Raw genomic sequence first — 21367 nt, 5'->3', positions numbered from 1 at the left:
TGCGGGCATCGGGCTCGCGGGCAGGCCGTCAGCCCGGGCCATGGGCGTCCTCCATGCCTTCGGTCAGGGCCTGGAACTCCTCACCGCCCGCCATGAGGTCCAGGACCTCGGTGCGCGATTTCTCACCGCGGCGGAACGCGGCGGCCACGGCACCGGAGATCAGGACGGCGAACCGGTCGCCGATCGCCATGGCGTGCTGGGCGTTGTGGGTGATGAACACGACGCCGACGCCGTTGGCGCGGGCGGTGCCGATCATCCTCAGCACGAGGGCGGCCTCCTTCACGCCGAGCGCGGAGGTCGGCTCGTCGAGGATGAGCAGCCGGGCGCCGAAGTAGACGGCGCGGGCGATCGCCAGTGCCTGGCGTTCGCCGCCCGACATCGTGCCGGCGAGCTGGCGGGCGTCGGTGACGCGGGACAGCCCCAGCTCGCGCAGGGCCTTCAGCGATTCGGCGGCGGTGCGGTCCCGGTCGATCCGGCGGAACGGCCAGATGCCCTTGACCGGCTCGGCGCCGAGGAAGAAGTTCCGGTCGATGCTCATCAGGGGCGCGGTGCCGCCGTACTGGTGGACGGTGGCGATGCCGCGGGCGCGGGCCTCGGCGGGCCCGGCGAACCGGACCGGCGTGCCGTCGATCTCCACGCTGCCCGACGTCGGCCGGTACACCCCGGACAGCACCTTGATGAGGGTGGACTTCCCCGCGCCGTTGTCGCCGAGCAGGCAGACGACCTCCCCGGCCCGCACGTCGAACGTCACCTCGTGCAGGACGGTGGTATTGCCGAACCGCATCGTGATGTCGCGCGCCTGGATGAGACTGGGCGCGGCCTCCACGGTGCCGGTCTCCACGGCGCCGGTCTCCACGGCGCCGGTCTCCACGGCGCCGGTCTCCACGGCGCCGGTCTCCACTAGACGGTCTTCCACGGTGTCCTCCTAGATCCGGGTGAGGGCCAGGCGCTGGACGAGGTTGTTGCCCAGGACCGCCAGCAGCAGGAGGACCCCGACGAACAGCTGCACCCAGTCGGTGCTCCAGCCGGTGTAGAAGACGCCGAGGCTGACGATCGCGTAGGTCATGGCGCCCAGGGAGATCCCGATCGCCGAGCCGTAGCCGCCCGCCAGCAGGCAGCCGCCCACGACCGCGGCGACGATGGTCTGGAACACGAACGACTGGCCGCGGGTGACGTCGGCGTTCTGGAACTCCAGCGCCTGGACGACGCCCAGCAGTGACGCGCACAGCCCGCTGGCCAGGTAGAGCCGCATCTTCACCCGGTTGATCGGGACGCCGGTCAGGCGGGCGGAGTCGGCGTCGCCGCCGACCGCGAGGATCCAGCTCCCGAACCGGGCCTGCGACAGCACCCAGTAGGCGGCGAAGGTCAGGGCCGCCCACCACAGGATCGAGACGTTGAACCCGCCGATCTGCTTGGCGAACAGGTCGTGGAACACACCGGAGGTCCGCAGGCTGATGCTGGTCGTGCCGGCGATGATCCGGGACAGGCCGAGCGAGGCTCCCGCCAGGCTGAACAGCGACACGAGCGTGACGATGAAGCTCGGCAGCCCCGACCGGGTCACCAGCAGGCCGTTCAGCAGCCCGACGGCGAGCCCGAACGCCAGCGTGATCAGCACGCCGGCCGCGAGAGGCAGGTCCCACCGGGACTGGGTGATCGCCAGGACCATCGAGCTGGCGGCCAGGTTCGAGCCCACCGACAGGTCGAACTCCCCGGCGATCATCAGCAGGCCGATCGGGAGCGCGATGATGCCGAGCTCGGCGGCGAGGTTCAGCCAGGAGGCCGTGCCCGCCTGCGTCAGGAAACCGGTGTCACCGGCCGTGACCGAGAACACGGCGAAGACCAGGAGCGTCCCCGCGGCGGCGCCCGAGTCGGGGCGCCGGAACACCTCGACCAGACGCTGCCGGAGGTCGATGGACCTGGCGGACGCGTTGACGACGTTCTGCATCAGGCGGCGCCCCGTACATCGCGCTTCTGGGCGGCGAGGGCCTCGTCCACGTTGGCCTTGGTCAGGATGAGCGGCGAGGTCATGATCGGGCCGGCCGGGCGCAGCCCGTACGCCTTGGACTGCGAGGCGGTCAGGACCCCGTAGAAGGACTGGAGGTAGGGCTGCTGGTCGATCGCGAACTCCAGCGCGCCGTCCTTCACCTGGTTCAGCACCTGGGTGCTGATGTCGGTCGTGCCGATCTTGATCGTCTTCGCCCCCGACGCCTCACGCGCCTTCAGCGCGCCCTGGGCGACGGCGGTGCCCAGGGTGAGGATCCCGTCGACGTCCTTGTGGGAGCGCAGGTAGCCCTGGACGGCCTGGGTGACGGCCTGCTGGTCGGACGCCTGGCTGGAGGGGATGGTCAGCATCGCCGCATTACCGCCGGCCTTCTTCAGCTCGGCGGTGAAGCCGTCGCACCGCTGCTGGAGGGCCGGGTTCTCCGGTACGTGGTTGATGCACAGCCCGTGCCTCACACCTTTGCCCGCCAGGTCCCTGCCCGCCGCGCTGCCCGACCCGGTGGGGTTCTCCCCCACGAACGCCTTGGCGCCCAGGGACTCCCACGAGCCGAGCCCGGAGTTGATGACCGTGACCGTGATGCCCGCGCCGACCGCCTTCTTGATGAGCGGCTCCTCGGCGGGCGGGATGAAGTTGCCCACCACCAGCGAGGTCGGCTTCTTGGTGATCGCGGCCTCGATCAGCCGGGTCAGGTCGCCCGCCGGGTTGCTGAAGTCGTTCGGCGCGGTGTAGTCCACCGACACCCCGAGCATCTTGCCGGCGTCCTCGGCGCCCTTCTTCATCGCGCCGAAGAACGGGTCGGACAGCGGCCCGGCGACCAGGATGACCGACTGACCGGACAACGGCCCGCCGGCCGCCGAGGAGCCCTTGCCGCCGTCTCCGCATGCGGTGGCGGTGGTCAGGAGAACGGCGCATGCCGCAGCGGCCAGGACACGGGGGTGGGATCGGGAGATCAGTCTCGCTGGATTCACGGCTTTCCTTCTGACGGGGAGGAGGGGCACTGAATCACGCAAACGGAACCCAAGGGCCCGGCTCCGACCCCATTGATCATGTTTCATCCAGGTCAGGCAGCCCGATCGATTACTTACCGAGTGCGCGGTAAAAAACTAGATGTGACGAGGGTCTCGGTCAACCCTGATGTCCGAATTTCCTTACCGAGCACTCGGTAAAAAAGGTGTGGTAGCGTCCCGTCATGACCTTGGCACCCAGACGTCCCGGTACCCCCCGCGGGCGTGACGCCGTCCGCAAGGGCGGGCGCACCCGCGCCGCGATCCTGGTCGCCGCCGAGAAGGTCTTCTCCGAGGGCGGGTACCGCGCCGCCTCGGTGGCCTCGATCGCCGAGGCCGCGGGCGTCTCCCAGCAGGGACTGCTGTACCACTTCCCGTCCAAGGAGGCCCTGCTGCTGAACCTGCTCGCCGAACGCGACCGGCCCGCCGACGACGCCGACGCCACCGGCCTGGCCGTGCTCGACGAGCTCAGCTCCCAGTTCAGCAGCAGCATGCAGGCCCCCGAGCTGCTGCGCCTGCTGACCATCATCGTCAGCGAGGCCCTCGCCGAGGACCATCCCGCCCACTTGTACGTCCGCAACCGCTCCGCGGACGTCCACGCCGACCTCGTCGAACGCCTCGGCCGCGGCGTCGCCGACGGCCAGATCCGCCCCGACGCCGACCTCGACATCGACGTCGTCCTGATCAGGGCGTTGATCAACGGCCTGTCCGTCGAATGGCTCTTCAACCAGGATTTCGACGCCGTCGCGGCCTTCGACCGCTTCCTGCGCCTCCTGCGCGACGGACTCCAGCCTCCGCAGTGAGCCGCCCGGGCCGCTCCGCCATCGCAGGCACGCGTGCACCGACCTGAAGGCCACAGAACAGAATGTCACTCTTTATAGCCAAAGAGTGACCCTAAGTGGCCATGACGTACCGCTCATCAACGGGTCACAGGGAGACTACGAAGCGCAACGCGGCGCGTGTGCGAGCACCACGGCGACACGCGCCGCCCGCTCCCCCAGATCGGAGTCCCCATGACCAAGCTCCGCACGTCCCGGCGACCGGCCACCTCCGCCGCGGCCACGGCGGTGGCCACCGGGCTCGCCGCGATGGCTCTGACAGCCGCCCCGCCCGCGCTCGCCGCTCAGGACACGGCGTCGACCTCCACCGCCGGGGCCACGTCCCAGGAGACCGCCACCCACCGCCACTGCGTCACCGACCTGGACACCAGATCCACGCACTGCTTCACCACCGAGCAGCAAGCCCGCTCCTTCACCAGCGCCGGGCACGCCGCCGCGGAGACGATCCTCGCCATCCTCTACGACAAGACCGGCTACCAGCACCCTCCCTCGCTCACGCTGGTCGGAGACCACGGCTGCACCGTCTCGACCTCCGACGTGGACTACCAGGTCTCGGACCTCGCCACGTGGAGCAACCGCACCAGCTCGTTCGTCACCCGCAACCACTGCGACCTGATCGGCCGGGACGGCAAGAACTTCACCGGTGCAGGCTTCGGCCCCAGTGACCACTCCGCCGACCTGGGCAGCTGGAGCAACAGGATCTCCTCGCTGAAGCTCACCTGACCACGCGAGCCCGGCCACCGCGCACGCAGACCGGTGGCCGGGCAGTTCACGAAGTGGTAGCCCAGCAGGGTCGTCGCAGGGTGGTGGCACCGGTCCTCTGAGCTGGGGCCATCGGGAGAGATCTGCCTGCCGGCAGTCGCGGCGGCGGCCGCGCGCGTCTGATGGGTGTGAGCGAGCCCACCGACCCGGTCGCCGAGCCGGGAGCCAGCGAAACGAGCCGGCCGACGCAGCCGCCGGGTGGTGCCCCGGCAGACCACCGGCGCCGGTGGCGTGCCCGGGTCGTCCCGCCGACCCAGGACCAGCTCGATGCCCTGTCCGCCAGGGAACGGCTGGAACTGCTGGACAGGCGGCGCGCGGACCGGCACCAGTGGTTCAACACCGGCGGCATCCTGCTGACGCTCGTACTCACCGCGCTCGGCCTGTACTTCACCCGGCAGTCCCTCGCCGGCGGGCAGGAGGGCCAGCTCACCGACCGGTACACCAAGGCCGTCGAGCAGCTCGGCTCCCCCCGGCAGGAGGTCCGGCTCGCCGCCGTCTACGCGCTGGAACGGCTCGCCGGTGATTCCGGCCGCGACCATAACACGATCATGGACGTCCTGGCCGCCTACGTGCGCGTCCACTCGCCCGCCCCTCGCGTCGCGACACCACGCGAGCCCGCCGCCGACGTCCAGGCCGCCCTGACCGTCCTGGCCCGCAACGACCGGACGCGCCAGCCCCACGCACTCGACCTGCACGGCGTCCGGATCCCGGGCGCCGACCTCGCCAGCTCGGCATCCAGCAGCGCCAGAAGGGACACCTACTTCCACGGGCCATATCTCACCGTCGCCGAGCTGCGGCGCTCGGGCTGGTACGTCGCGGACCTGCGCGGCGCGATCCTGGAAGGCGCGGACCTCGGCCACGCCGCGCTGGGCGCAGCGGACCTGGGCAGCAGCAATCTCCGTCAAGCGGTCCTGCGCAATGCCGGCCTGTACGGTGCACGGCTCCACGGCGCCGACCTGACCGGCGCGGACCTGACCGGCGCGGACCTGCGCAACGCGGACCTGACCCGCGTGCAGGGCATCACACCACAGCAGATCCGCCGAATCGCCCAGACCGACAGCACCACCCGATTCTGACTCGGCTTGGACGGCCCGCTCCACCGTCGCGTCCGCGTCCGCCACGAACAGTCGCGGCAGGCACGGGCTCGCCTGCGCGGGTGTCCCGGCCGGGCCTCTCCGACCTGGGCCGCTTGATCAAGAATCGTGCTGCGACGACTGCGTTGCAGCAGGTCACGCGCGTGCACGCCCCGGTCCGCAGTGCGGACCGGGGCGTTGTGCGGAGAGGGACCGGCTCGCAGAGTGTGACCCACGGCGCATCGCCATCGTCATATCGCCGATATGTCGTGTTAGTACTGACGTTTCCTTCGTCGAGTCTGTGGGGAGAGCGTGGACCTTTCATCGGAATCCAGCCCGCGGTTCTTTGTGGGCACGGACGTGGGCGGGACGTTCACCGATCTCGTGGTCCTGCGGGACGGGCGCCCCCCGCGGCTGTTCAAGTCGCCGACGACGCCGGACGACCGGTCCCAGGGCGTGGTCGACGCGCTGGGGCTGGCCGCCGGGTCTTACGGGCTGGACCTCGCCGGTTTCTGCGCCGCCGTCGTCTACTTCGCGCACGGCACCACCGCCGCGACCAACGCGCTCATCGAGCGCAAGGGCGCGCCGACCGCGCTGCTCACCACCCGCGGGTTCGGCGACACCATGCTCATCCAGCGGTCGATGACCTCCTGGGTCGGGATGGGCGCCCGGACGGGCCACTACAGCCGCCGCCGCAACCCCGAGCCGATCGTCCCGCGGTCGCGGATCGTGGAGATCACCGAGCGGACCGACGCCGCCGGGGGCCACATCGTCGCGCTGGACGAGGACGAGGTGCGGGCGACGCTGCGCCGGCTGCGGGCCGAGGGCGTGCGGGCGCTGGCGGTGTCGTTCCTCTGGTCGTTCGTGAACGGCGCGCACGAGGAGCGGGCCGCCGAGATCATCGCCCAGGAGTGGCCGGAAGCGTACACGACGCTCTCGCACGAGGTCGCGCCCGTCATCGGCGAGTACGAGCGGTCGGCCACGACGGTCGTCAATGGCTACCTCGGCCCGGTCATCCGCGACTACGTCGCCGGTCTGGAGGGCCGGCTGCGCGCCACCGGGTTCGGCGGCGACTTCTCGATCATGGACTCGGGCGGCGGCGTGATGCGCGCCGAGGACGCGGCGCGCCGCGCGGCGTCGATGCTCACCTCCGGGCCCGCGGGGGGCGTGCTGGCCTCGGCGGCGCTCGCGGCGCGGCTCGGGCATCGCGACGTCATCACCTCGGACATGGGCGGGACCAGCTTCGACGTCGGGCTGATCATCGATGGCGAGCCGCTGGTCGAGCGGGTCGGGGAGGTCGGCGACCTGCACCTGGCACTGCCGCGGATCAAGGTGACCGCGATCGGCGCGGGCGGCGGGTCGCTGGCGGCGGTGGACGAGTCGGGCGTGCTCGTCGTCGGCCCGGAGAGCGCGGGATCGGTGCCCGGCCCGGCCTGCTACGGCCGGGGCGGCGACCGCCCGACCGTGACCGACGCCGACGTGGTGCTCGGCATCATCGACCCGGCCTGTTTCCTCGGCGGCCAGATGCCGCTGGACCGGGCGCTCGCGGAGAAGGCGATCCGGGTGCACGTCGCCGACCCGCTCGGCCTGACGGTCGAGGACGCCGCGGCCGGTATCCGGAGGGTCGCCGACAACCAGATGGCCGACCTGCTGCGCAAGGTGACGGTCGAGCAGGGGCACGACCCGCGCGACTTCGTCGTCTACGCCTACGGCGGGGCGGGCCCCACCCACGCCTACGCCTACACGGAGGCCGCGGGCATCGCGACGCTCATCGTCCCGCCGACGTCGACGGTCCACTCCGCCTACGGCGCCGTCACCTCCGACCGGTATCGCGCGGCGCAGACCACCGAGGTGCATCGCACCCCGCCCGGCGCCGAGGACCCGGCGGCCCATCTCGATGCCGGGCGCATCTCCGCCGCCTTCGACGCGCTGGCCGCGCAATGCCGGGCCGACCTGGACGACGACCCGCGCGTCCGCCTCTCGCGGGTGGCCTACCTGAAGTTCCGCCGCCAGTCGCACGAGCTGCCCCTGACCGTCCCGGACGGCCGCATCACGACGGACGTCCTGCGGGCGCTGATCGAGGACTTCCGCGCCGCCTACGAGCGGATCTACGGCGCGGGCACCGCGCTGCTGGGCGCGGGCGTGGAGATCCACACGCTGCGCGTCGAAGGCCGGGTGAAGATCACCGACGTGCGGGAGGGGCCGTACCCGGGCGCCGCCGACCCCGACACCGCCCTCATCGGCGAACGCGACGTGCACTTCCCCGAGACCGGACGGATCGCCACCCGGGTCTTCCGCGGCGAGGGCCTCGGCAGCGGCGCCACCCTGCACGGTCCGGCGATCTTGGAGTTCGTCGGCACCACCGTCGTGCTCGGCCCGAACCAGTCCCTGGCCGTCGACCACCACAGCAATCTCGTTATCGACTGCAAGGGGGACGCGTGACCGCCACCGCCACCGCCACCGGCACCGCCATCGACCCGATCACCTTCGAGGTGATCCGGCACCGGCTGCTGGCCATCACCGACGAGCAGGGCGCGACCCTCGCGGCCATCTCGGGCTCGACCCACGTGGTCGAGGCGAGCGACTACAACGTCGGCCTCTACCTGCCGGACGGCTCGGTCGCCGCGATGGGCCGCACGATCCTCTCGCACGCCTCGTCCATGGCGGCGATCACCCGTTCCGTCATCGAGGACTGCACCGGGTCGCCCGGCATCGGCCCCGGCGACATGTTCATCGTCAACGACCCGTGGAAGGGCACCGTCCACGCCCAGGACGTCGGCCTCATCGCGCCGATCTTCTTCGAGGGCGAGCTGCTCGCCTGGACCGGCGCGATGTGCCACATGGTCGACGTGGGCGGCATGACCCCGGGCAGCTTCTGCATCGACGCGACCGACTCCTACCAGGAGGGCCTGCAGATGCCGCCGACGAAGCTCGTCGACGGCGGCGAGGTGCGCACCGACGTGTGGGACCTGATCCTCAATCACACGCGCATGGCCCCGACCGTCAACCTGGACCTGCGCGCGCTCATCGGCGCGAACAACACGGCGGTCAGGGCGATGACCGCGCTGGCCGGCAGGTACGGCGCGGCCACGGTCCGCACGGTGATGGCCAACCTCATCGGCCTGTCGGAGCGCCGCCTGCGCAACCGGCTCGCGCTGCTGCCCGACGCGCGGCTGCACTCCCGCGCCTTCCTCGACAACGACGGCGGTCTCGCCCGGTCGCGGGCGAACGCGACCTACGAGGTGGACCTGGTGCTCACCAAGCGCGGCGACACCCTGCACTTCGACCTCTCCGGATCCTCGCCGCAGGCCGGCGGGTACATCAACTGCGCCCGCTCCGGGATGATGGCCGGGATCGCGGCGGCGCTGCTGCCGACGCTGGCCTTCGACGCCCCGTGGAACGAGGGCCTGTTCAAGCCGGTCGACGTCGCGTGCCCGGAGGGGCTGATCTGCAACGCGGCGCGCCCGGCGGCCGTCAGCGGCGGTGCGCTGGAGGCTGGCTGGCTCGTCGAGATGACGGCCCTGGAGTGCCTGTCGAAGCTCGCGGCCTGCTCCGACGAGCTGCTGCGGGAGGCCCAGGCGGGCCCCGCGGGCGGCCCCGACAAGTTCGTCCTCACCGGGGCGGGCGAGAACGGCGCGCGCCAGACCTACGTGATCATGGACTGCCTGGCCACCGGCGGCGCGGCCTACGCGCACCGCGACGGCGCCTGGACGCAGGGCCAGCACAACATCGAGCGGCAGAAGATCTCCAACGTCGAGGCCGTCGAGATGGACTCGCCGCTGCTGTACCTGTGGCGCGGCCTGGTCGCGGACTCCGGCGGGGCGGGACGGCACCGGGGCGGCATGAGCATGGGCGCGGCCTACACCGTCCACGGCGGCCGCGACGTCACCGCGCTGAACTCGGCGCACGGCTGGGAGGTGCCGAACTCCACGGGCATCTTCGGCGGCTACCCGGGCGCGCAGAACACCCGCACGGTCGTGCGCGGCAGCGACGTCAAGGCGCGTCTCGCCGCCGGGGCGGTCCCCGCGGTGGACGATCTGTCCGGCGAGCGTCCGGTCATGCGGGGCCGCCAGGGCCTCTACCCCCTCGGTGACGATGACGTCCTGGCCACCGTGCCGCAGGCGGGGGGCGGCTGGGGCGACCCGCTCGACCGGCCCGCCGAGGCCGTCCAGGCCGACCTGGACTTCGGGGCCGTCACCCCGGACGCCGCCATCCGCCTCTACGGCGCGGTCCTGGGCGAGGACGGCCGGGTCGACGCCGCCGCCACCGCCGCCCGCCGCGACGGCCTGCGCGCCGAGCGCCGGGCGCTGCCCGCCGAGCTGCCCCTGCCGGAGCAGCCGCGGGGCGGGCGGACCCGCGTCCACCCGATGGGCGACGGCCTTGAGGTCGTCGAGGCCGAGGGGCGCCGCTGGATCGCCTGCGCCTGCGGATGCGTGCTGTCCGCCACCGACGAGCCGTGGCGCGCCCACGCGGCGCTCCGCTCCTGCCGCGACATCCACGCGTTCAGCCATGCCACCCGCCTGGACGACGGCCTTGAGCTGCGCGCCTACTCCTGCCCGTCGTGCGGCCGGCTCCAGGCCACCGACGTGGTCCGGCGCGGCGCCGCCCATCCCGACGACATCCGCCTGCTCACCGGCAAGGAGGAATGATGGGCCACCTCGCGTTCGCCGCGGCGACCTCCCACGTCGGCGCGATCGTCAAGAACCCCGACGCCGACCCGGACGTCTCCGGCGTGCTGCACGAGGCGTGGCGGCGGCTCGACGCCGAGATCGCCGCCGCCCGCCTGGACGCCGTGGTCCTGGTCGCCACCGACCATTACGAGACGTTCGGGCTGGAGAACTACCCGGCCTTCTGCCTCGGCGTCGCCGGCGAGCACGAGGGGTGGGCGGAGTTCGGCAACCCCGGCGGCACCGTCGCCGGACGGCCCGCCATCGCCGGGGCGCTGCTCACGGGCCTCACCGTCCGCGGGTTCGACCTGGCGCGCTCGCACACGATGGCGCTCGACCACAGCTTCATGGTCCCCCTGGCGAAGCTCCCGGCGGCGGCCGCCGCGGGAGTGGTGCCGCTGTTCGTCAACTGCACCACCGCGCCGCTGCCGACCCTGCGCCGCTGCCTCGCCCTCGGCGCCGCGCTGCGCGAGACGGTGCGGGCCCTGCCCGGCGGCGTCCGGGTCGGCGTGATCGGCACCGGCGGCCTGTCGCACTGGGTCGGGCTGCCGCGCTTCGGCGACATCAACGCCGACTTCGACGGCAGGCTGCTGGGATTGCTGGAGCGGGGCGGCGGCGAGGAGATCGTCACCTGGGACGACGCCACGATCCTGGACGAGGCCGGGAACGGCGCCCTGGAGATCCGCACGTGGCTCGTCGCCGCGGGCGCGGCCGGCGGCCCGGCCCGGGTGCACGCCTACCGTCCCATGCCCGCCTGGACGGTCGGGATCGGCATCGCCGCCTTCGAGGTGACCGCATGAGCATCGTCGGCCTCAACCGGCTCGCCCGGGAACTGGAGCACACCCCCGGCCTGCTCGACCGCTACCTGGAGTCCCCCGCGGCCGTCCTCGACGGGTACCGGCTGACGGGTCCGGAGCGGCGGGCGGTCACCGGCAGGGACGCGTCGTGGCTGCTCGCCGCAGGGATGAACCCGGTCGCGCTGCGCAACCTGATGGTCGTCCTCGGGGTCGCCCACCAGGACATGTACCCCACGGCGAAGGCCGGTACCTGACATGGCCGTGACCGACGCGAACGGAACACCGGCGGGCCTGGGGAGGTCGTCCGCGGAAGACGTCCCGGTCCTGGAGATGCGCGGCGTGCGCAAGTCCTTCGGCGGGGCGCAGGCGCTCGCGGGCGTCGACTTCACGCTGCGGCCCGGCGAGGTGCACGCGGTCGTCGGCATGAACGGCGCGGGCAAGTCGACCCTGGTGGAACTGATCTGCGGCTCGTTCCCCCAGGACGACGGCGAGATCCTCATCGACGGGCGACCCCAGGGCCCGCTCACTCCGCGTCGCGCCCACGCGGCGGGGGTGCGCATCGTCCACCAGCGGCGCACCCTCGTCGCGGGGCTGAGCGTGACCGAGAACCTGCTGCTCGGCAGGCTTCCCACCCGCGCGGGGAGGGTCCTGTGGCGGAAGGCCCGGGAGGAGGCCGCCGCCGCCCTGGCCGACCTCGGCCTGGACGTCGCCCTCGGCGAGCGCGCCGGTGACCTCGGCCCGGGTGGGCAGACGCTCGTCGAGATGGCACGGGAGGTCCACTACGGCGGGCGGGTGCTCATCCTGGACGAGCCGACCGCGTCCCTCGGCGGCCGCGACGCCGAACGCGTCCACGATCTCGTCCGCACCCTGCGCGGCCGCGGCACGGCGATCGTCTACATCTCGCACCACCTGGACGAGGTGCTGTCCCTCGCCGACCGCGTCACCATCATGCGCGACGGCCGGGTCGCGGCCGTCGCGGACCGCGCGGCGCTCGACCTGCCCACCCTGGTCCGCGCGATGGTCGGCGACCGCCTCGTGCAGGGGAGGCCGGAGGCCCGCAGATCACCCGGCGCACCGGTGCTGACGCTGTCCGGGCTCGGCGGCGGACGGCTCCGGCCGTTCGACCTGGAGGTCCGGGCCGGCGAGGTCGTCGCCGTCCTCGGCCCGGCAGGCGACGGCCAGGCAGAGCTGTTCGGGCTGCTCAGCGGGCTGCGGCGGGCGCGGTCCGGGACCGTCGCCGTGCACGGCGCCGCGATCCGGTCCGGCAGCGTCGCCGCCGCCCTCGGCGCCGGGCTGCGCTGCGTGACCGGGGACAGGCTCGCCTACGGGCTCGTGCCCGGCCTGGGCGTCGACGAGAACCTCGACCTGGTGCGGCGCGGACGGCTCCGGCCCTGGCTGGTGCGCTGGCGCGACGTGCACGCGCGCGCCCGCTCCTCCCGGGAACGCTACGGCGTCACCACGCTCCAGGACGACCCGGCGGTGGCGGCCCTGTCGGGAGGCAACCAGCAGAAGGTCCTGCTGGCGGCGTGGCTCGACGAGGCCCCCGCGGCCTGCCTGCTGGAGGAGCCGACCAACGGCGTCGACATCGCCGCCAAGGCCGAGATCCACACGATCGTCGACGGCCTCGCCGAGCGCGGCACCGCCGTCCTGCTCGGCTCCTCCGACATCGACGAGGTGATCCGGCTCGCCGACCGCGTCGTCGTGGTGCGCGCCGGCCGGGCCGTCACCGAACTGCCCATGGACCAGGTGAGCCGGGACGACCTCGTCACGCTCACCGCCGGAGGGGACCAGCCATGACCACACTGACCGCGGCGAAGGGGCACCTGCGGACCGGCCTCCCGCCGGGCCTGTCCCGCCATGCCGGGCTGCTGGCCGTGCTCCTGATCATCGGGGCCTTCACCGCGCTGCGCAGCGACGCCTTCCTCACCGGCCCGAACCTGCTCAACGTGTCCCAGCAGATCGCCGTCGTCGCCGTCCTCGCGGCCGGCCTCACCCTGCTGATGACCGCCGGCGGGATCGACTTCTCGCTCGGGACCATCGCCGCCGTCGCCCACGGCGTCACCGCGCAGCTCATCGTCGCGGGCGTGGACGAGTGGACCGCCGCCGCGCTGGCCCTCGCGCTGGGTGCGGCGGCCGGCCTGGTCAACGGGCTCGTCGTGACGTTCCTGCGGGTCACGCCTTTCGTGGCGACGCTCGCCACCTCGACCGGCCTCGGCGGCGCCGCGCTGCTCATCATCGACGGCAAGAGCGTCTCCATCGGCGAGGCGCTGACGCCGCTCGGGTTCGGCGAGGTCCTCGGCGTGATCCCCGCCCTGGTCGTCGTCGCGATCGTCGTCTGCGCCGCCGCCGGGCTGGTGCTGCGCTGGACGGCGTTCGGCCGCAACGCCTACGCCATCGGCGGCAACGAGCGGGCCGCCCGGCTCGCGGGCATCCCCGTCGCGCGGACCAAGCTCCTGCTCTACACCCTCGGCGGGCTGCTCGCCGGGCTCGGCGGGGTCATGCTCGTCGCCCGGCTCGGCGCGGCCAGCCCCGGCACCGGCGGCCTCCCCCTGGAGCTCACGGTGGTCGCCGCCGTGGTCATCGGCGGCACCGCGCTGCACGGCGGCAGCGGAACCGTCGCCGGCACCGTCCTGGGGGTCGTGCTCCTGGGCGTGGTCACCAACGCCATCAACCTGCTCCAGATCAACGCCGACTACCAGGACGTGGCGCTCGGCGCCGTGCTGCTCGTCGCGGCGGTCACCAACCACCTGCGCGGCCGTCCCCACTGACCGGTCCCTGGCCCTCCGCCGTCAACCCACCCCGATCGGGAGGAACAGTATGTCCGCCAGCCTGGGCATCGTCCGACACGCCACTCGAAGCAGGGCCGCGATCCTCGCCCTGACCGCCGGTCTCGCGCTCTCGGCCTGCAGCGTCGACAAGGGAGACGCCACCGCCACGCCCGCGTCATCGGGCAAGAAGCTGACGCTCGGCTTCGTCAACGGCAACTCCATCGAGTTCCACACCTGCCTTCAGAAGGCCCTCCAGGCGCGCGCCGACCGTGCCGGGGTCAAGGTCCTGACCGCGAACTCGGCCATGGACCCGGCCAAGGAGCTGTCCAACATCGACGACATGATCGTCAAGCGTGTGGACGCGATCGTCGTGCAGACGGTCAACATCGACTCGCTGGAGGGCGGGATCGGCCGCGCCAACCGCGCGGGCATTCCGATCTTCCTGACCTCCGTCGCGTCCGTCGACCAGAGCACGATCCTCGGCGCGGTCGTCACCGACGTGCGCAAGGTCGGCCGCGAGCTCGGCGCGTGGCTCGTCAAGGACGCCGGGGGCGGGCCCGCCGAGGTCGGCATCATCGGCGGCGCGCCCGGCGCCGCCGCCGACCTGATGAACAGCGCCTTCAAGCAGAGCCTGGGCGGCGGCGCCACGGTCGTGTTCGACCAGCCGGCGTTCTGGCAGCGGGCCAAGGCGCAGGACGTCGCCGACAACCTCCTCCAGGCCCGGCCGAAGGTCTCCTACGTGTTCGTCCACAACGAGGACATGGCCTTCGGCGTGCTGGCCGCCTTCAAGGCCGCCGGACGTGACGACATCAAGATCCTCACCAACGGTGGCAGCGAGGCCGGTGTCAAGGCCGTCAAGGACGGGGATTTCGCGGTCACCGTCAGCAACACCCCCAAGAGCGTCGGTGAGATGGCCGTGGACAACGTCGTCGGCCTGCTGCGCGGCACGAGCGGCGTCAAGAAGATCGCCACCGTCCCCGATGTGCTCGTGACCAGCGAGAATGCGAGTGAAGCGCCACCCTATTGCTCGTGAGGTCACCATGCCCGACTCTCCTCGCCCTCGTCCCGGCGGCGGCCGCGCACGCCGCCGCGGAGTACGCTCCGTCGACCGCGCACTGGACGTGCTCAGCGCCTTCAGCGCGGCGCACCCCCGCTTCCAGCTCACCGGGCTCGCCGAGGCCGCCGGGATGCCGAAGACCAGCACCCACCGCATCGCGGTGACCCTCGTCGAACGCGGGTTCCTCCGCCAGGAGGGGGACGGCGCCTACATCCTGGGCAACCGGCTGCTGGAACTGGGCAGCCTGGTCTCGACGACGACCGCCCTGTCCCACCTGACGCAGGGCGTCGCCGAGGAGCTGATCCGCTCGACGGGCGAGACCGTGCTGATCGCCGAGATCGACTGGCGCGACAGGTCGCTGCTCATCACCGGGAAGCGGGAGGCACCGTACTCGCCGGAGTCGCTGTCGCCGCTCGGACGGCGCTCGATGCTGGCCAACGGCTGCATCAGCCGCGCCATCCTCAGCGGCCTGCCGCGGGAGGAGAGCGAGGAGATCGTCGCCCGGCTGCCGCTGGCCCAGCGCACCCCGGCCAGCATCACCGACCCTGACGTGCTCCGGCGCGAACTGGAGACCTCACGGCGGTACGGCTACGCCGTCGAGATCGGCGAGTTCATCGCCGGGATCGCCGGTGTCGCCGTCCCGGTGATGGTCGGCGGCAGGCCCGCCGGGGCGATCGCGGTCTGCGGACGGATCACGCGCATGCCGCGCCGTCGGCTCGAAGCCCTGGGCAACCACATGAAGCACCTGCTCGGCCAGACCGCCGCCGAGCGTCCGCACTCCCCGCCACGCGCGGGCCGACCCGGAGACACCGATCATGCAGAAGACCCGTGAAGCCCGCTGGGTGACCTTCCCCAGCGGTCCCGACGAGATCCGCGGCTACCTGGCGCTGCCCCCGCGGCGCGGCGGCGGCGTCCCACCACCGGTGGTGATCATGGCGCACGAGAACCTCGGTGTCACCGCCCACCGGGAGCGGGTCACCGAACGGATCGCGGACGAGGGCTTCGCCTGCCTGACCGTCGACCTGTACAGCAGGATCGGGGGCCGGCCCCCGCAGGACTACACGACCCCCGAGGAGCGCCGTGCCCTGGCCTTCCTCGCCGCTCGCGACGAGCAGGCGCTGCCCGACCTGGAGGCGGGCCTGGACCACCTCGCGGGACGCGACGACGTCGACGCCTCGCGCGCCGCCGTCCTCGGGTTCTGCCTCGGCGGCGGCCTCGCGCTCGCCTGGGCGGCCACGACCGACCGGCTGGCCTGCGCCGTTCCGCTCTACGGACTGCCCGAGCTGCCGCCGTCCTACAGCCCCACCGGCCGCGTCCGGTCCCGCATCGCCATCGCCGGCGATGTCCGCTGCCCCGTCCAGGCGCACTTCGGCGGAGCCGACGAGGTCATCCCGCTCGACCAGGTCGCCCGCCTCGGCACCGCCCTCAAAGAGTCCGGGCAGGAGACCGAGGTCCACGTCTACGAGGACGCCGGGCACGCCTACCACGACGACACCCACCCCAACCACCATCCCGAGGCCGCCCGCCTCACCTGGGAGCGGACCGTCGCGTTCCTGGAGAAGCACCTGTGAGCATGTGGACCGACCTGTTCGGCGCGGAGGTCCGGCACGCCACCGCGGCGGGGGTGCCGACACGCGTCGCCGCCCTCGGCTCGGGAGACCCGATCCTCCTGCTGCACGGGCGGGGCGGCCACCTGGAGACCTTCGCGCGGACCCTTCCCGCGCTCGCGGCCGCGGGACGCCGCGCGATCGCCTTCGACCTCCTCGGCCACGGGCTCACCGGCCGGTCGCCGTCCGGGTCCTACACGGTGGAGGACCTGACCGGCCACGCCCTGGCCACCATGGACGCGCTCGGCGTGGACGCCGTCGACCTCGTCGGCCAGTCCCTGGGCGGCTGGGTCGCCGCGCTGGCCGCGGTGCGGGCGCCCGCACGGGTGCGGCGGCTCGTCCTCATCGAACCGGCCGGGCTCCAGCCGGAGGCCGAACGGCTCGCCGACCCCGTGGTGCGGACGGCCTACGAGCGCGGTGGCCGGGCGTACGCCGAGGCGACGCCCGACGCCGTCCGGACGCGGCTCGCCGGGCTGCTCGCCGACCCGGCCGGGGTCGATCCCGAGCTCGTCCGCGTGCGCGCCGAGCTGTACCGGCCCGACGCGGCCCGGCGCGTGCACCGGCTGGTCAGGGCCGCCGACAACGGGCCCTCGCTCCTCACCCCGCAGCGGCTCCGGGCGTTGACGCAGCCCGTCCTCTTCGTCCGCGGCGAGCACGGGCACACGCCCGCGGCCGTCGTCGGGGCGGCGGTCTCCGCGGTCCCGCGCGCCCGCCTGCTGACCGTCCCCGAAGCCAAGCAGTGGCCGCACTACGAGCGGCCCGACCTCGTCAACGCCTCCCTCATCGACTTCCTCAGCAAGGAGGACCACGCATGACCTTCTGGACCGACTCCCTCGGCGCCGAGACCCGCTTCCGCGACGCCGCCGGGTGGCGCACCCGCTCCATCGAGGCCGGGGACGGCGACGCCGTCATCCTCATGGGCGGGCTCACCGGCCACGCCGAAGGCTTCCTGCGCAACGTCGTGCCGCTGTCCGAACGCGGCCTGCGCGTCTACGCGATCGACGTGCTCGGCCACGGCCTGACCGACCGTCCCACCGACGTCACCTACCACGCACCGGTCTTCACCCGGCACCTCATCGGCTTCCTCGACGCCATCGGAGCCGAACGCGCCCACCTGGTCGGCCAGTCCCTCGGCGGCTGGATCGCCCTCTACACCGCGCTGAAGCATCCCGGCCGCGTCGGGAGGATCGTGTCCGTCACCGGCGCCGGGCTGCTGCTGTCCGATCCCGGACGCGCCACCGAGAGCGAACGGGTGCACGCCCAGGTCAAGGCCGTCACCACCAAGGCGGCCTCGGCGCCGACCCGCGAGAGCGTCCGCGAACGGCTGGAATGGCTGATGCACGATCCCGCCACCGTCACCGACGAGCTCGTCGAATGCCGCTACCGCTACTACACGCTGCCGGGCACCGAGAAGGCACTCGCCAAACTCGTGGCCGAGCAGCCCGGCGAGGCCAACCGGGCCTACATGCTGGACGAGGACGACCTCGCCTCCATCGGCCACGAGACCCTCGTGCTGTGGAGCGACCACAACCCCACCACCCCCGCCGAGGTCGGCCGCCGCGCCAGTGAGATCCTGCCCAACGCCACCTTCGACACGATCGCCGGTGCCGGGCACTGGCCCATGTTCGAGCAGCCCGGCGAGTTCAACCGCATCGTCGGCGACTTCCTCGCCCAGGACTCCCGGTGACCCCCGCCGACCAGGTCTCCGTCGGCTGCCGTGTGCTGGCCGCGCACGGCAACGCCGACCTCATCTGGGGGCATCTCTCCCTCCGCGACCCGGACGGGGCGGGAGTCTGGCTCAAGGCCGCCGGTCACGGCATGGAAGAGATCACCCCGGCCCAGGTGGTGCTCATCGACCGTGACGGGACACGCCTTGAAGGCGACGGCCGCGTCCATCTCGAATACCCCGTTCACACCGAGATCATGGCGGCCCGGCCCGACGTGGGCGCGGTGGTCCACAGCCACGCCGAGTCGGCCGTCGCCTTCGCGGCGACAGGACTCCCCCTCCACCCGGTCGGCCATGAGGGCACCCTGTTCTGGCCGCCCGACATCGCCCGCTTCACCGCCACCGGCGACCTCATCCGCGACCGGGCCCTCGGCGAGGCCGTCGCCGACGCCATCGGCGACCGCAACGCCCTCCTCCTCCACCGGCACGGCCTGGTCACCGCCGGACCCGACGTGCCCACCGCCGTCATGACCGCGATCTTCCTTGAGAAGGCGTGCCGCCTCCAGCTCCAGGTCGCCGCGGTCACCGGCACCTACGACCACTCGGACGAGGCGGAGGCCCTCGCCAAGAGGGCCCGCTGCTACGGCCCCTCGCAACTCGACGCCGCCTGGTCGTACCTGGTCCGGCGGCTGCCGGAGGGGTGAAACGCGTCAGAGGGTGGTGGCCCGGTGCGGCGGCGCCTGGGGTGAGCCCCTATCGAGGGGTGTCGGTTCCATTGAGGGCGTCCCATAGCTCGTGCAACTGGCTTCGGAAGCTCTGGAGGGCCCGAGCGTCGCGGTAGAAGACCCGGGTGCCGGTCTCATCGACGAAGCCGTCGTGCACGAAGGCGCCGGAGGTCCACACGGTGACCCAGGCCAGGAACCGGAGATTCAGTTTCGGGGAAATGCCCTCCCAGGGGGTGGTCGTCAGGACGACCAGCAATGGCGCGAGGTAATCCCGTTGCCCGAACGGCACATCGGCGGCGTCACCGAGGCCCCGATGACGCCACAGCGACGGCAGGGCGGAATGTTCGACGACGAAGTCGAGAAAGGCGTCCACGGCGGCATGGATGCCCTCGATGGTGTTGGAAGTGTCTCTGACGGCGGAGGTTATCTGTTCCAGCTCGATGTTGTACAACCTGGAGAAGACCTGCCGGTAGATCTGCTGCTTTCCCCGTTCCTCCAGCTCGGTGACGGTGACATCGCCCCCGGCGACCTCGCTGATCATCCTCAGCGTCGTCGAGTCGTAGCCGATCTGGGCGAAAAGCTTCTCTGCCGCGTCCAGGATGCTCTCATCGTGCTCGTCCGCACGAGCCATCAGGGCCTCACCCCCCCCCCGCAGCCTCCGCCTCAAGCCTCCGTTGTCTCCAGATTTCACTCCTTCCCGCCTTCACCGACTCCAGGACCAAGGAAAAGCATGGTCTTGGTCACGGGCTGATTGAGCAGGGCCGGAATTTACCGTTCCTCTCCCTCGGCGTCGAGACCTTCTGACGTGGTGGGCGACTTCGGATCAGAGGTGTCATTCGGTCGTTTCACGTCACAGATCGTCCGAGGGTGGCGTAGCGGCGCAGACGCCGGTTCCTCCGGCCGGTCGCCTCAACGGCGGTGACATCGCCCAGGGCGGTTTCCAGCGCCTGCCGGATCCGGTGGCAGAAATCCGCGGGGTCGGTCACGGCGGCGGCATCGGGGACGAGGGTGTCGACGACTCCGGCTTCGGCGAGGGTCACGGCATCGATCCGCTGGGCGTCGGCGAGGTCGGCGGCGCGGCCCGCGTCACGGTGGACGACGACGGCCGCGCCCTCGGGCGGGAGCGGGGCGAGCCAGCCGTGGTTCGCGGCGATGACGTGATCGGCCGGCAGGAGGGCCAGCGCGGCGCCCCCCGTGCCCGCCCCGAACAGCACCGAGACGGTCGGCGACGGCGACGCCAGCAGCTCGGCCAGGCAGTGGGCGATCTCCCGGGAGAGGCCGCCCTCCTCCGCCTCGCGGGACAGTTCCGCACCGGCCGTGTCGATCACCGTGACGAGGGGCAGGCCGAGGTCCGCGGCCAGGCGGATGCCGCGGCGGGCCCGGCGGAGGGCGGCGACCCCGAACGGCCCGCCCGTGCGTTCCTGGGCGAGGAGCACACAGGGTGTGCGGCCGAACCGCGTCAGCGCGAGGATCAGGCCGGCCCCGTCCCCTCCCAGTTCGAGCGCGTCGGACGCGGCGGAGTCCAGCAGGAACCGGGCACCGGGACGGCCGGGCCGCCGTGTGACCAGCACCGCCTCCCAGCCGGACCGCGGGGCGGCCGGCGCGCCGGTCTCCCGGAAGTGCCCGGAGGAGAGGTCGCGGCCCCTCGCGGGGGCGAGCATCCCGAGCGTCCGGTCGAGGGTCGCAGCCAGCGAGGAGACCGGGACCACCTGGTCGACCAGATCGTGGACGTGCAGGTTCTCCGCCCGCTGCACATCGGCGGGCAACGCCTCTCCGGCCAGCGCCCGGTGCACGCGCGGGCCGAGGAATCCGACGAGGGCCCCGGGCTCGGCGAAGGTGAGGTGGCCCAGCGACCCCCAGGAGGCCAGGACCCCTCCGGTCGTGGGGTGACGGAGATACGTCAGGAACGGCAGGCCGGCCGCCTTGTGCGCGGAGACGGCACCGGTGATGCCGATCATGTGCAGGAAGGCCGGTGTCCCCTCCTGCATCCGCGTCCCGCCCGACGCCGGGGCGGCCAGCAACGGCAGGCGCAGGCTCGTCGCGCGTTCCACCGCCGCCGTGACGCGGCGGGCGGAGGCCACGCCGATCGATCCGCCGAGGAAGCCGAACTCGCTCACGACGACGGCGACGCGGCGGCCGCGGATCCGGCCCGCGCCCGTGGTCACCGACTCGTCCAGCCCGGTTCTCGCGCGGGCCTCGGCCAGCTCGGCGGCGTAGCCGGGACCCGGGCGGACGTCCACAGGGCTGTTCCGGGGGGTGTGGGGGGTCGCCCCCCCACAAGAGACAGGGCTGTTCCGGGGGGTGTGGGGGGTCGCCCCCCCAATAGAGACCGGACCGGTGTCCCAGCAGGTGAAGGTGCCGGGGTCGAGGACGGCGTCCAGGAAGGCGCGGGCCCCCATC

The 21367-nt window shown here is 72.6% G+C and carries 20 protein-coding genes; 15 read left to right on the top strand and 5 right to left on the bottom strand.

The window, feature by feature from the left end; genetic code table 11:
• Positions 1–28: 28 nt before the first annotated feature.
• Genes AGRA3207_RS25555 through AGRA3207_RS25545 form a run of 3 tightly spaced genes read right to left on the bottom strand, consistent with a single transcriptional unit; the run spans position 29 to position 2970 of the window.
• A complete protein-coding gene (locus tag AGRA3207_RS25555; protein ID WP_231329547.1) occupies positions 29–916 on the bottom strand; it encodes an ATP-binding cassette domain-containing protein in 888 nt (295 codons plus the stop codon).
• 9 nt (positions 917–925) lie between these two features.
• Positions 926–1945, bottom strand: a complete 1020-nt coding sequence (locus tag AGRA3207_RS25550; RefSeq protein WP_231329546.1) for an ABC transporter permease — start codon at positions 1943–1945, stop codon at positions 926–928.
• On the bottom strand, positions 1945–2970 hold the full coding sequence (locus tag AGRA3207_RS25545; RefSeq protein ID WP_231329545.1) for a substrate-binding domain-containing protein: 1026 nt from the start codon (positions 2968–2970) through the stop codon (positions 1945–1947). Before AGRA3207_RS25545 ends, AGRA3207_RS25550 begins: the two co-directional genes overlap by 1 nt.
• A gap of 221 nt (positions 2971–3191) precedes the next feature.
• On the opposite strand from AGRA3207_RS25545, the gene AGRA3207_RS25540 reads away from it, so the two are divergent.
• The 15 genes from AGRA3207_RS25540 (at position 3192) to AGRA3207_RS25470 (ending at position 18946) form a co-directional block, all read left to right on the top strand.
• The gene (locus AGRA3207_RS25540; RefSeq protein ID WP_231329544.1) at positions 3192–3809 is read left to right on the top strand and encodes a TetR/AcrR family transcriptional regulator; all 618 of its coding nucleotides are present in this window, start codon (positions 3192–3194) and stop codon (positions 3807–3809) included.
• A gap of 210 nt (positions 3810–4019) precedes the next feature.
• The gene (locus AGRA3207_RS25535; protein WP_231329543.1) at positions 4020–4568 is read left to right on the top strand and encodes a hypothetical protein; all 549 of its coding nucleotides are present in this window, start codon (positions 4020–4022) and stop codon (positions 4566–4568) included.
• Between the two features lie 167 nt (positions 4569–4735).
• Positions 4736–5683: a pentapeptide repeat-containing protein gene (locus AGRA3207_RS25530; protein ID WP_231329542.1), complete on the top strand. Its 948-nt coding sequence runs from the start codon at positions 4736–4738 to the stop codon at positions 5681–5683.
• Positions 5684–6028: 345 nt separating this feature from the next.
• A complete protein-coding gene (locus tag AGRA3207_RS25525) occupies positions 6029–8122 on the top strand; it encodes a hydantoinase/oxoprolinase family protein (RefSeq protein ID WP_231329541.1) in 2094 nt (697 codons plus the stop codon).
• Entirely contained in the window at positions 8119–10329 is a 2211-nt protein-coding gene (locus AGRA3207_RS25520) for a hydantoinase B/oxoprolinase family protein (protein WP_231329540.1), read from the top strand. The genes AGRA3207_RS25525 and AGRA3207_RS25520 overlap by 4 nt, the downstream gene beginning before the upstream one ends.
• Positions 10329–11147, top strand: coding sequence for a DODA-type extradiol aromatic ring-opening family dioxygenase (locus AGRA3207_RS25515; protein WP_231329539.1), 819 nt, complete (start codon positions 10329–10331; stop codon positions 11145–11147). The genes AGRA3207_RS25520 and AGRA3207_RS25515 overlap by 1 nt, the downstream gene beginning before the upstream one ends.
• Positions 11144–11398, top strand: coding sequence for a hypothetical protein (locus AGRA3207_RS25510; RefSeq protein ID WP_231329538.1), 255 nt, complete (start codon positions 11144–11146; stop codon positions 11396–11398). The genes AGRA3207_RS25515 and AGRA3207_RS25510 overlap by 4 nt, the downstream gene beginning before the upstream one ends.
• A gap of 1 nt (position 11399) precedes the next feature.
• Positions 11400–12941 (top strand): sugar ABC transporter ATP-binding protein, encoded by a 1542-nt coding sequence (locus tag AGRA3207_RS25505; protein ID WP_231329537.1) that lies wholly within the window; start codon positions 11400–11402, stop codon positions 12939–12941.
• Positions 12938–13912 carry an ABC transporter permease gene (locus AGRA3207_RS25500; protein WP_231329536.1) on the top strand — a complete coding sequence of 325 codons (975 nt, stop codon included), beginning with the start codon at positions 12938–12940 and terminating at the stop codon, positions 13910–13912. Before AGRA3207_RS25505 ends, AGRA3207_RS25500 begins: the two co-directional genes overlap by 4 nt.
• A gap of 49 nt (positions 13913–13961) precedes the next feature.
• Complete coding sequence (locus AGRA3207_RS25495) at positions 13962–14945, top strand: sugar ABC transporter substrate-binding protein (RefSeq protein WP_231329535.1); 984 nt, start codon at positions 13962–13964, stop codon at positions 14943–14945.
• Positions 14946–14952: 7 nt separating this feature from the next.
• Positions 14953–15801 carry an IclR family transcriptional regulator gene (locus AGRA3207_RS25490; RefSeq protein ID WP_231329534.1) on the top strand — a complete coding sequence of 283 codons (849 nt, stop codon included), beginning with the start codon at positions 14953–14955 and terminating at the stop codon, positions 15799–15801.
• Entirely contained in the window at positions 15785–16540 is a 756-nt protein-coding gene (locus AGRA3207_RS25485) for a dienelactone hydrolase family protein (RefSeq protein ID WP_231329533.1), read from the top strand. Before AGRA3207_RS25490 ends, AGRA3207_RS25485 begins: the two co-directional genes overlap by 17 nt.
• A gap of 2 nt (positions 16541–16542) precedes the next feature.
• Entirely contained in the window at positions 16543–17391 is an 849-nt protein-coding gene (locus AGRA3207_RS25480) for an alpha/beta fold hydrolase (RefSeq protein WP_231336388.1), read from the top strand.
• Positions 17388–18263, top strand: a complete 876-nt coding sequence (locus AGRA3207_RS25475) for an alpha/beta hydrolase (RefSeq protein ID WP_231329532.1) — start codon at positions 17388–17390, stop codon at positions 18261–18263. Before AGRA3207_RS25480 ends, AGRA3207_RS25475 begins: the two co-directional genes overlap by 4 nt.
• A complete protein-coding gene (locus tag AGRA3207_RS25470) occupies positions 18260–18946 on the top strand; it encodes a class II aldolase/adducin family protein (protein WP_231329531.1) in 687 nt (228 codons plus the stop codon). The genes AGRA3207_RS25475 and AGRA3207_RS25470 overlap by 4 nt, the downstream gene beginning before the upstream one ends.
• Positions 18947–18995: 49 nt before the next feature.
• On the opposite strand, the gene AGRA3207_RS25465 is transcribed toward AGRA3207_RS25470, so the two are convergent.
• Positions 18996–19598, bottom strand: coding sequence for a TetR/AcrR family transcriptional regulator (locus AGRA3207_RS25465; protein ID WP_231329530.1), 603 nt, complete (start codon positions 19596–19598; stop codon positions 18996–18998).
• A 214-nt stretch (positions 19599–19812) separates the two neighbouring features.
• The gene (locus AGRA3207_RS25460) at positions 19813–21366 is read right to left on the bottom strand and encodes a carboxyl transferase domain-containing protein (RefSeq protein ID WP_231336387.1); all 1554 of its coding nucleotides are present in this window, start codon (positions 21364–21366) and stop codon (positions 19813–19815) included.
• Position 21367 lies beyond the last annotated feature (1 nt).

Source organism: Actinomadura graeca, assembly GCF_019175365.1.
Taxonomy (GTDB): domain Bacteria; phylum Actinomycetota; class Actinomycetes; order Streptosporangiales; family Streptosporangiaceae; genus Spirillospora; species Spirillospora graeca.
Note: the sequence above shows the minus strand (reverse complement) of the source record. Positions and strands in the feature narration are given on the sequence as shown.

Bases quoted from the DNA above. Each gene is read 5' to 3' on its own strand.
- AGRA3207_RS25550 (WP_231329546.1), bottom strand. From the start codon at position 1,945: ATGCAGAACGTCGTCAACGCGTCCGCCAGGTCCATCGACCTCCGGCAG.
- AGRA3207_RS25540 (WP_231329544.1), top strand. From the start codon at position 3,192: ATGACCTTGGCACCCAGACGTCCCGGTACCCCCCGCGGGCGTGACGCC.
- AGRA3207_RS25535 (WP_231329543.1), top strand. From the start codon at position 4,020: ATGACCAAGCTCCGCACGTCCCGGCGACCGGCCACCTCCGCCGCGGCC.
- AGRA3207_RS25515 (WP_231329539.1), top strand. From the start codon at position 10,329: ATGGGCCACCTCGCGTTCGCCGCGGCGACCTCCCACGTCGGCGCGATC.
- AGRA3207_RS25510 (WP_231329538.1), top strand. From the start codon at position 11,144: ATGAGCATCGTCGGCCTCAACCGGCTCGCCCGGGAACTGGAGCACACC.
- AGRA3207_RS25505 (WP_231329537.1), top strand. From the start codon at position 11,400: ATGGCCGTGACCGACGCGAACGGAACACCGGCGGGCCTGGGGAGGTCG.
- AGRA3207_RS25500 (WP_231329536.1), top strand. From the start codon at position 12,938: ATGACCACACTGACCGCGGCGAAGGGGCACCTGCGGACCGGCCTCCCG.
- AGRA3207_RS25495 (WP_231329535.1), top strand. From the start codon at position 13,962: ATGTCCGCCAGCCTGGGCATCGTCCGACACGCCACTCGAAGCAGGGCC.
- AGRA3207_RS25490 (WP_231329534.1), top strand. From the start codon at position 14,953: ATGCCCGACTCTCCTCGCCCTCGTCCCGGCGGCGGCCGCGCACGCCGC.
- AGRA3207_RS25485 (WP_231329533.1), top strand. From the start codon at position 15,785: ATGCAGAAGACCCGTGAAGCCCGCTGGGTGACCTTCCCCAGCGGTCCC.
- AGRA3207_RS25480 (WP_231336388.1), top strand. From the start codon at position 16,543: ATGTGGACCGACCTGTTCGGCGCGGAGGTCCGGCACGCCACCGCGGCG.
- AGRA3207_RS25475 (WP_231329532.1), top strand. From the start codon at position 17,388: ATGACCTTCTGGACCGACTCCCTCGGCGCCGAGACCCGCTTCCGCGAC.
- AGRA3207_RS25465 (WP_231329530.1), bottom strand. From the start codon at position 19,598: ATGGCTCGTGCGGACGAGCACGATGAGAGCATCCTGGACGCGGCAGAG.
- AGRA3207_RS25460 (WP_231336387.1), bottom strand. From the start codon at position 21,366: ATGGGGGCCCGCGCCTTCCTGGACGCCGTCCTCGACCCCGGCACCTTC.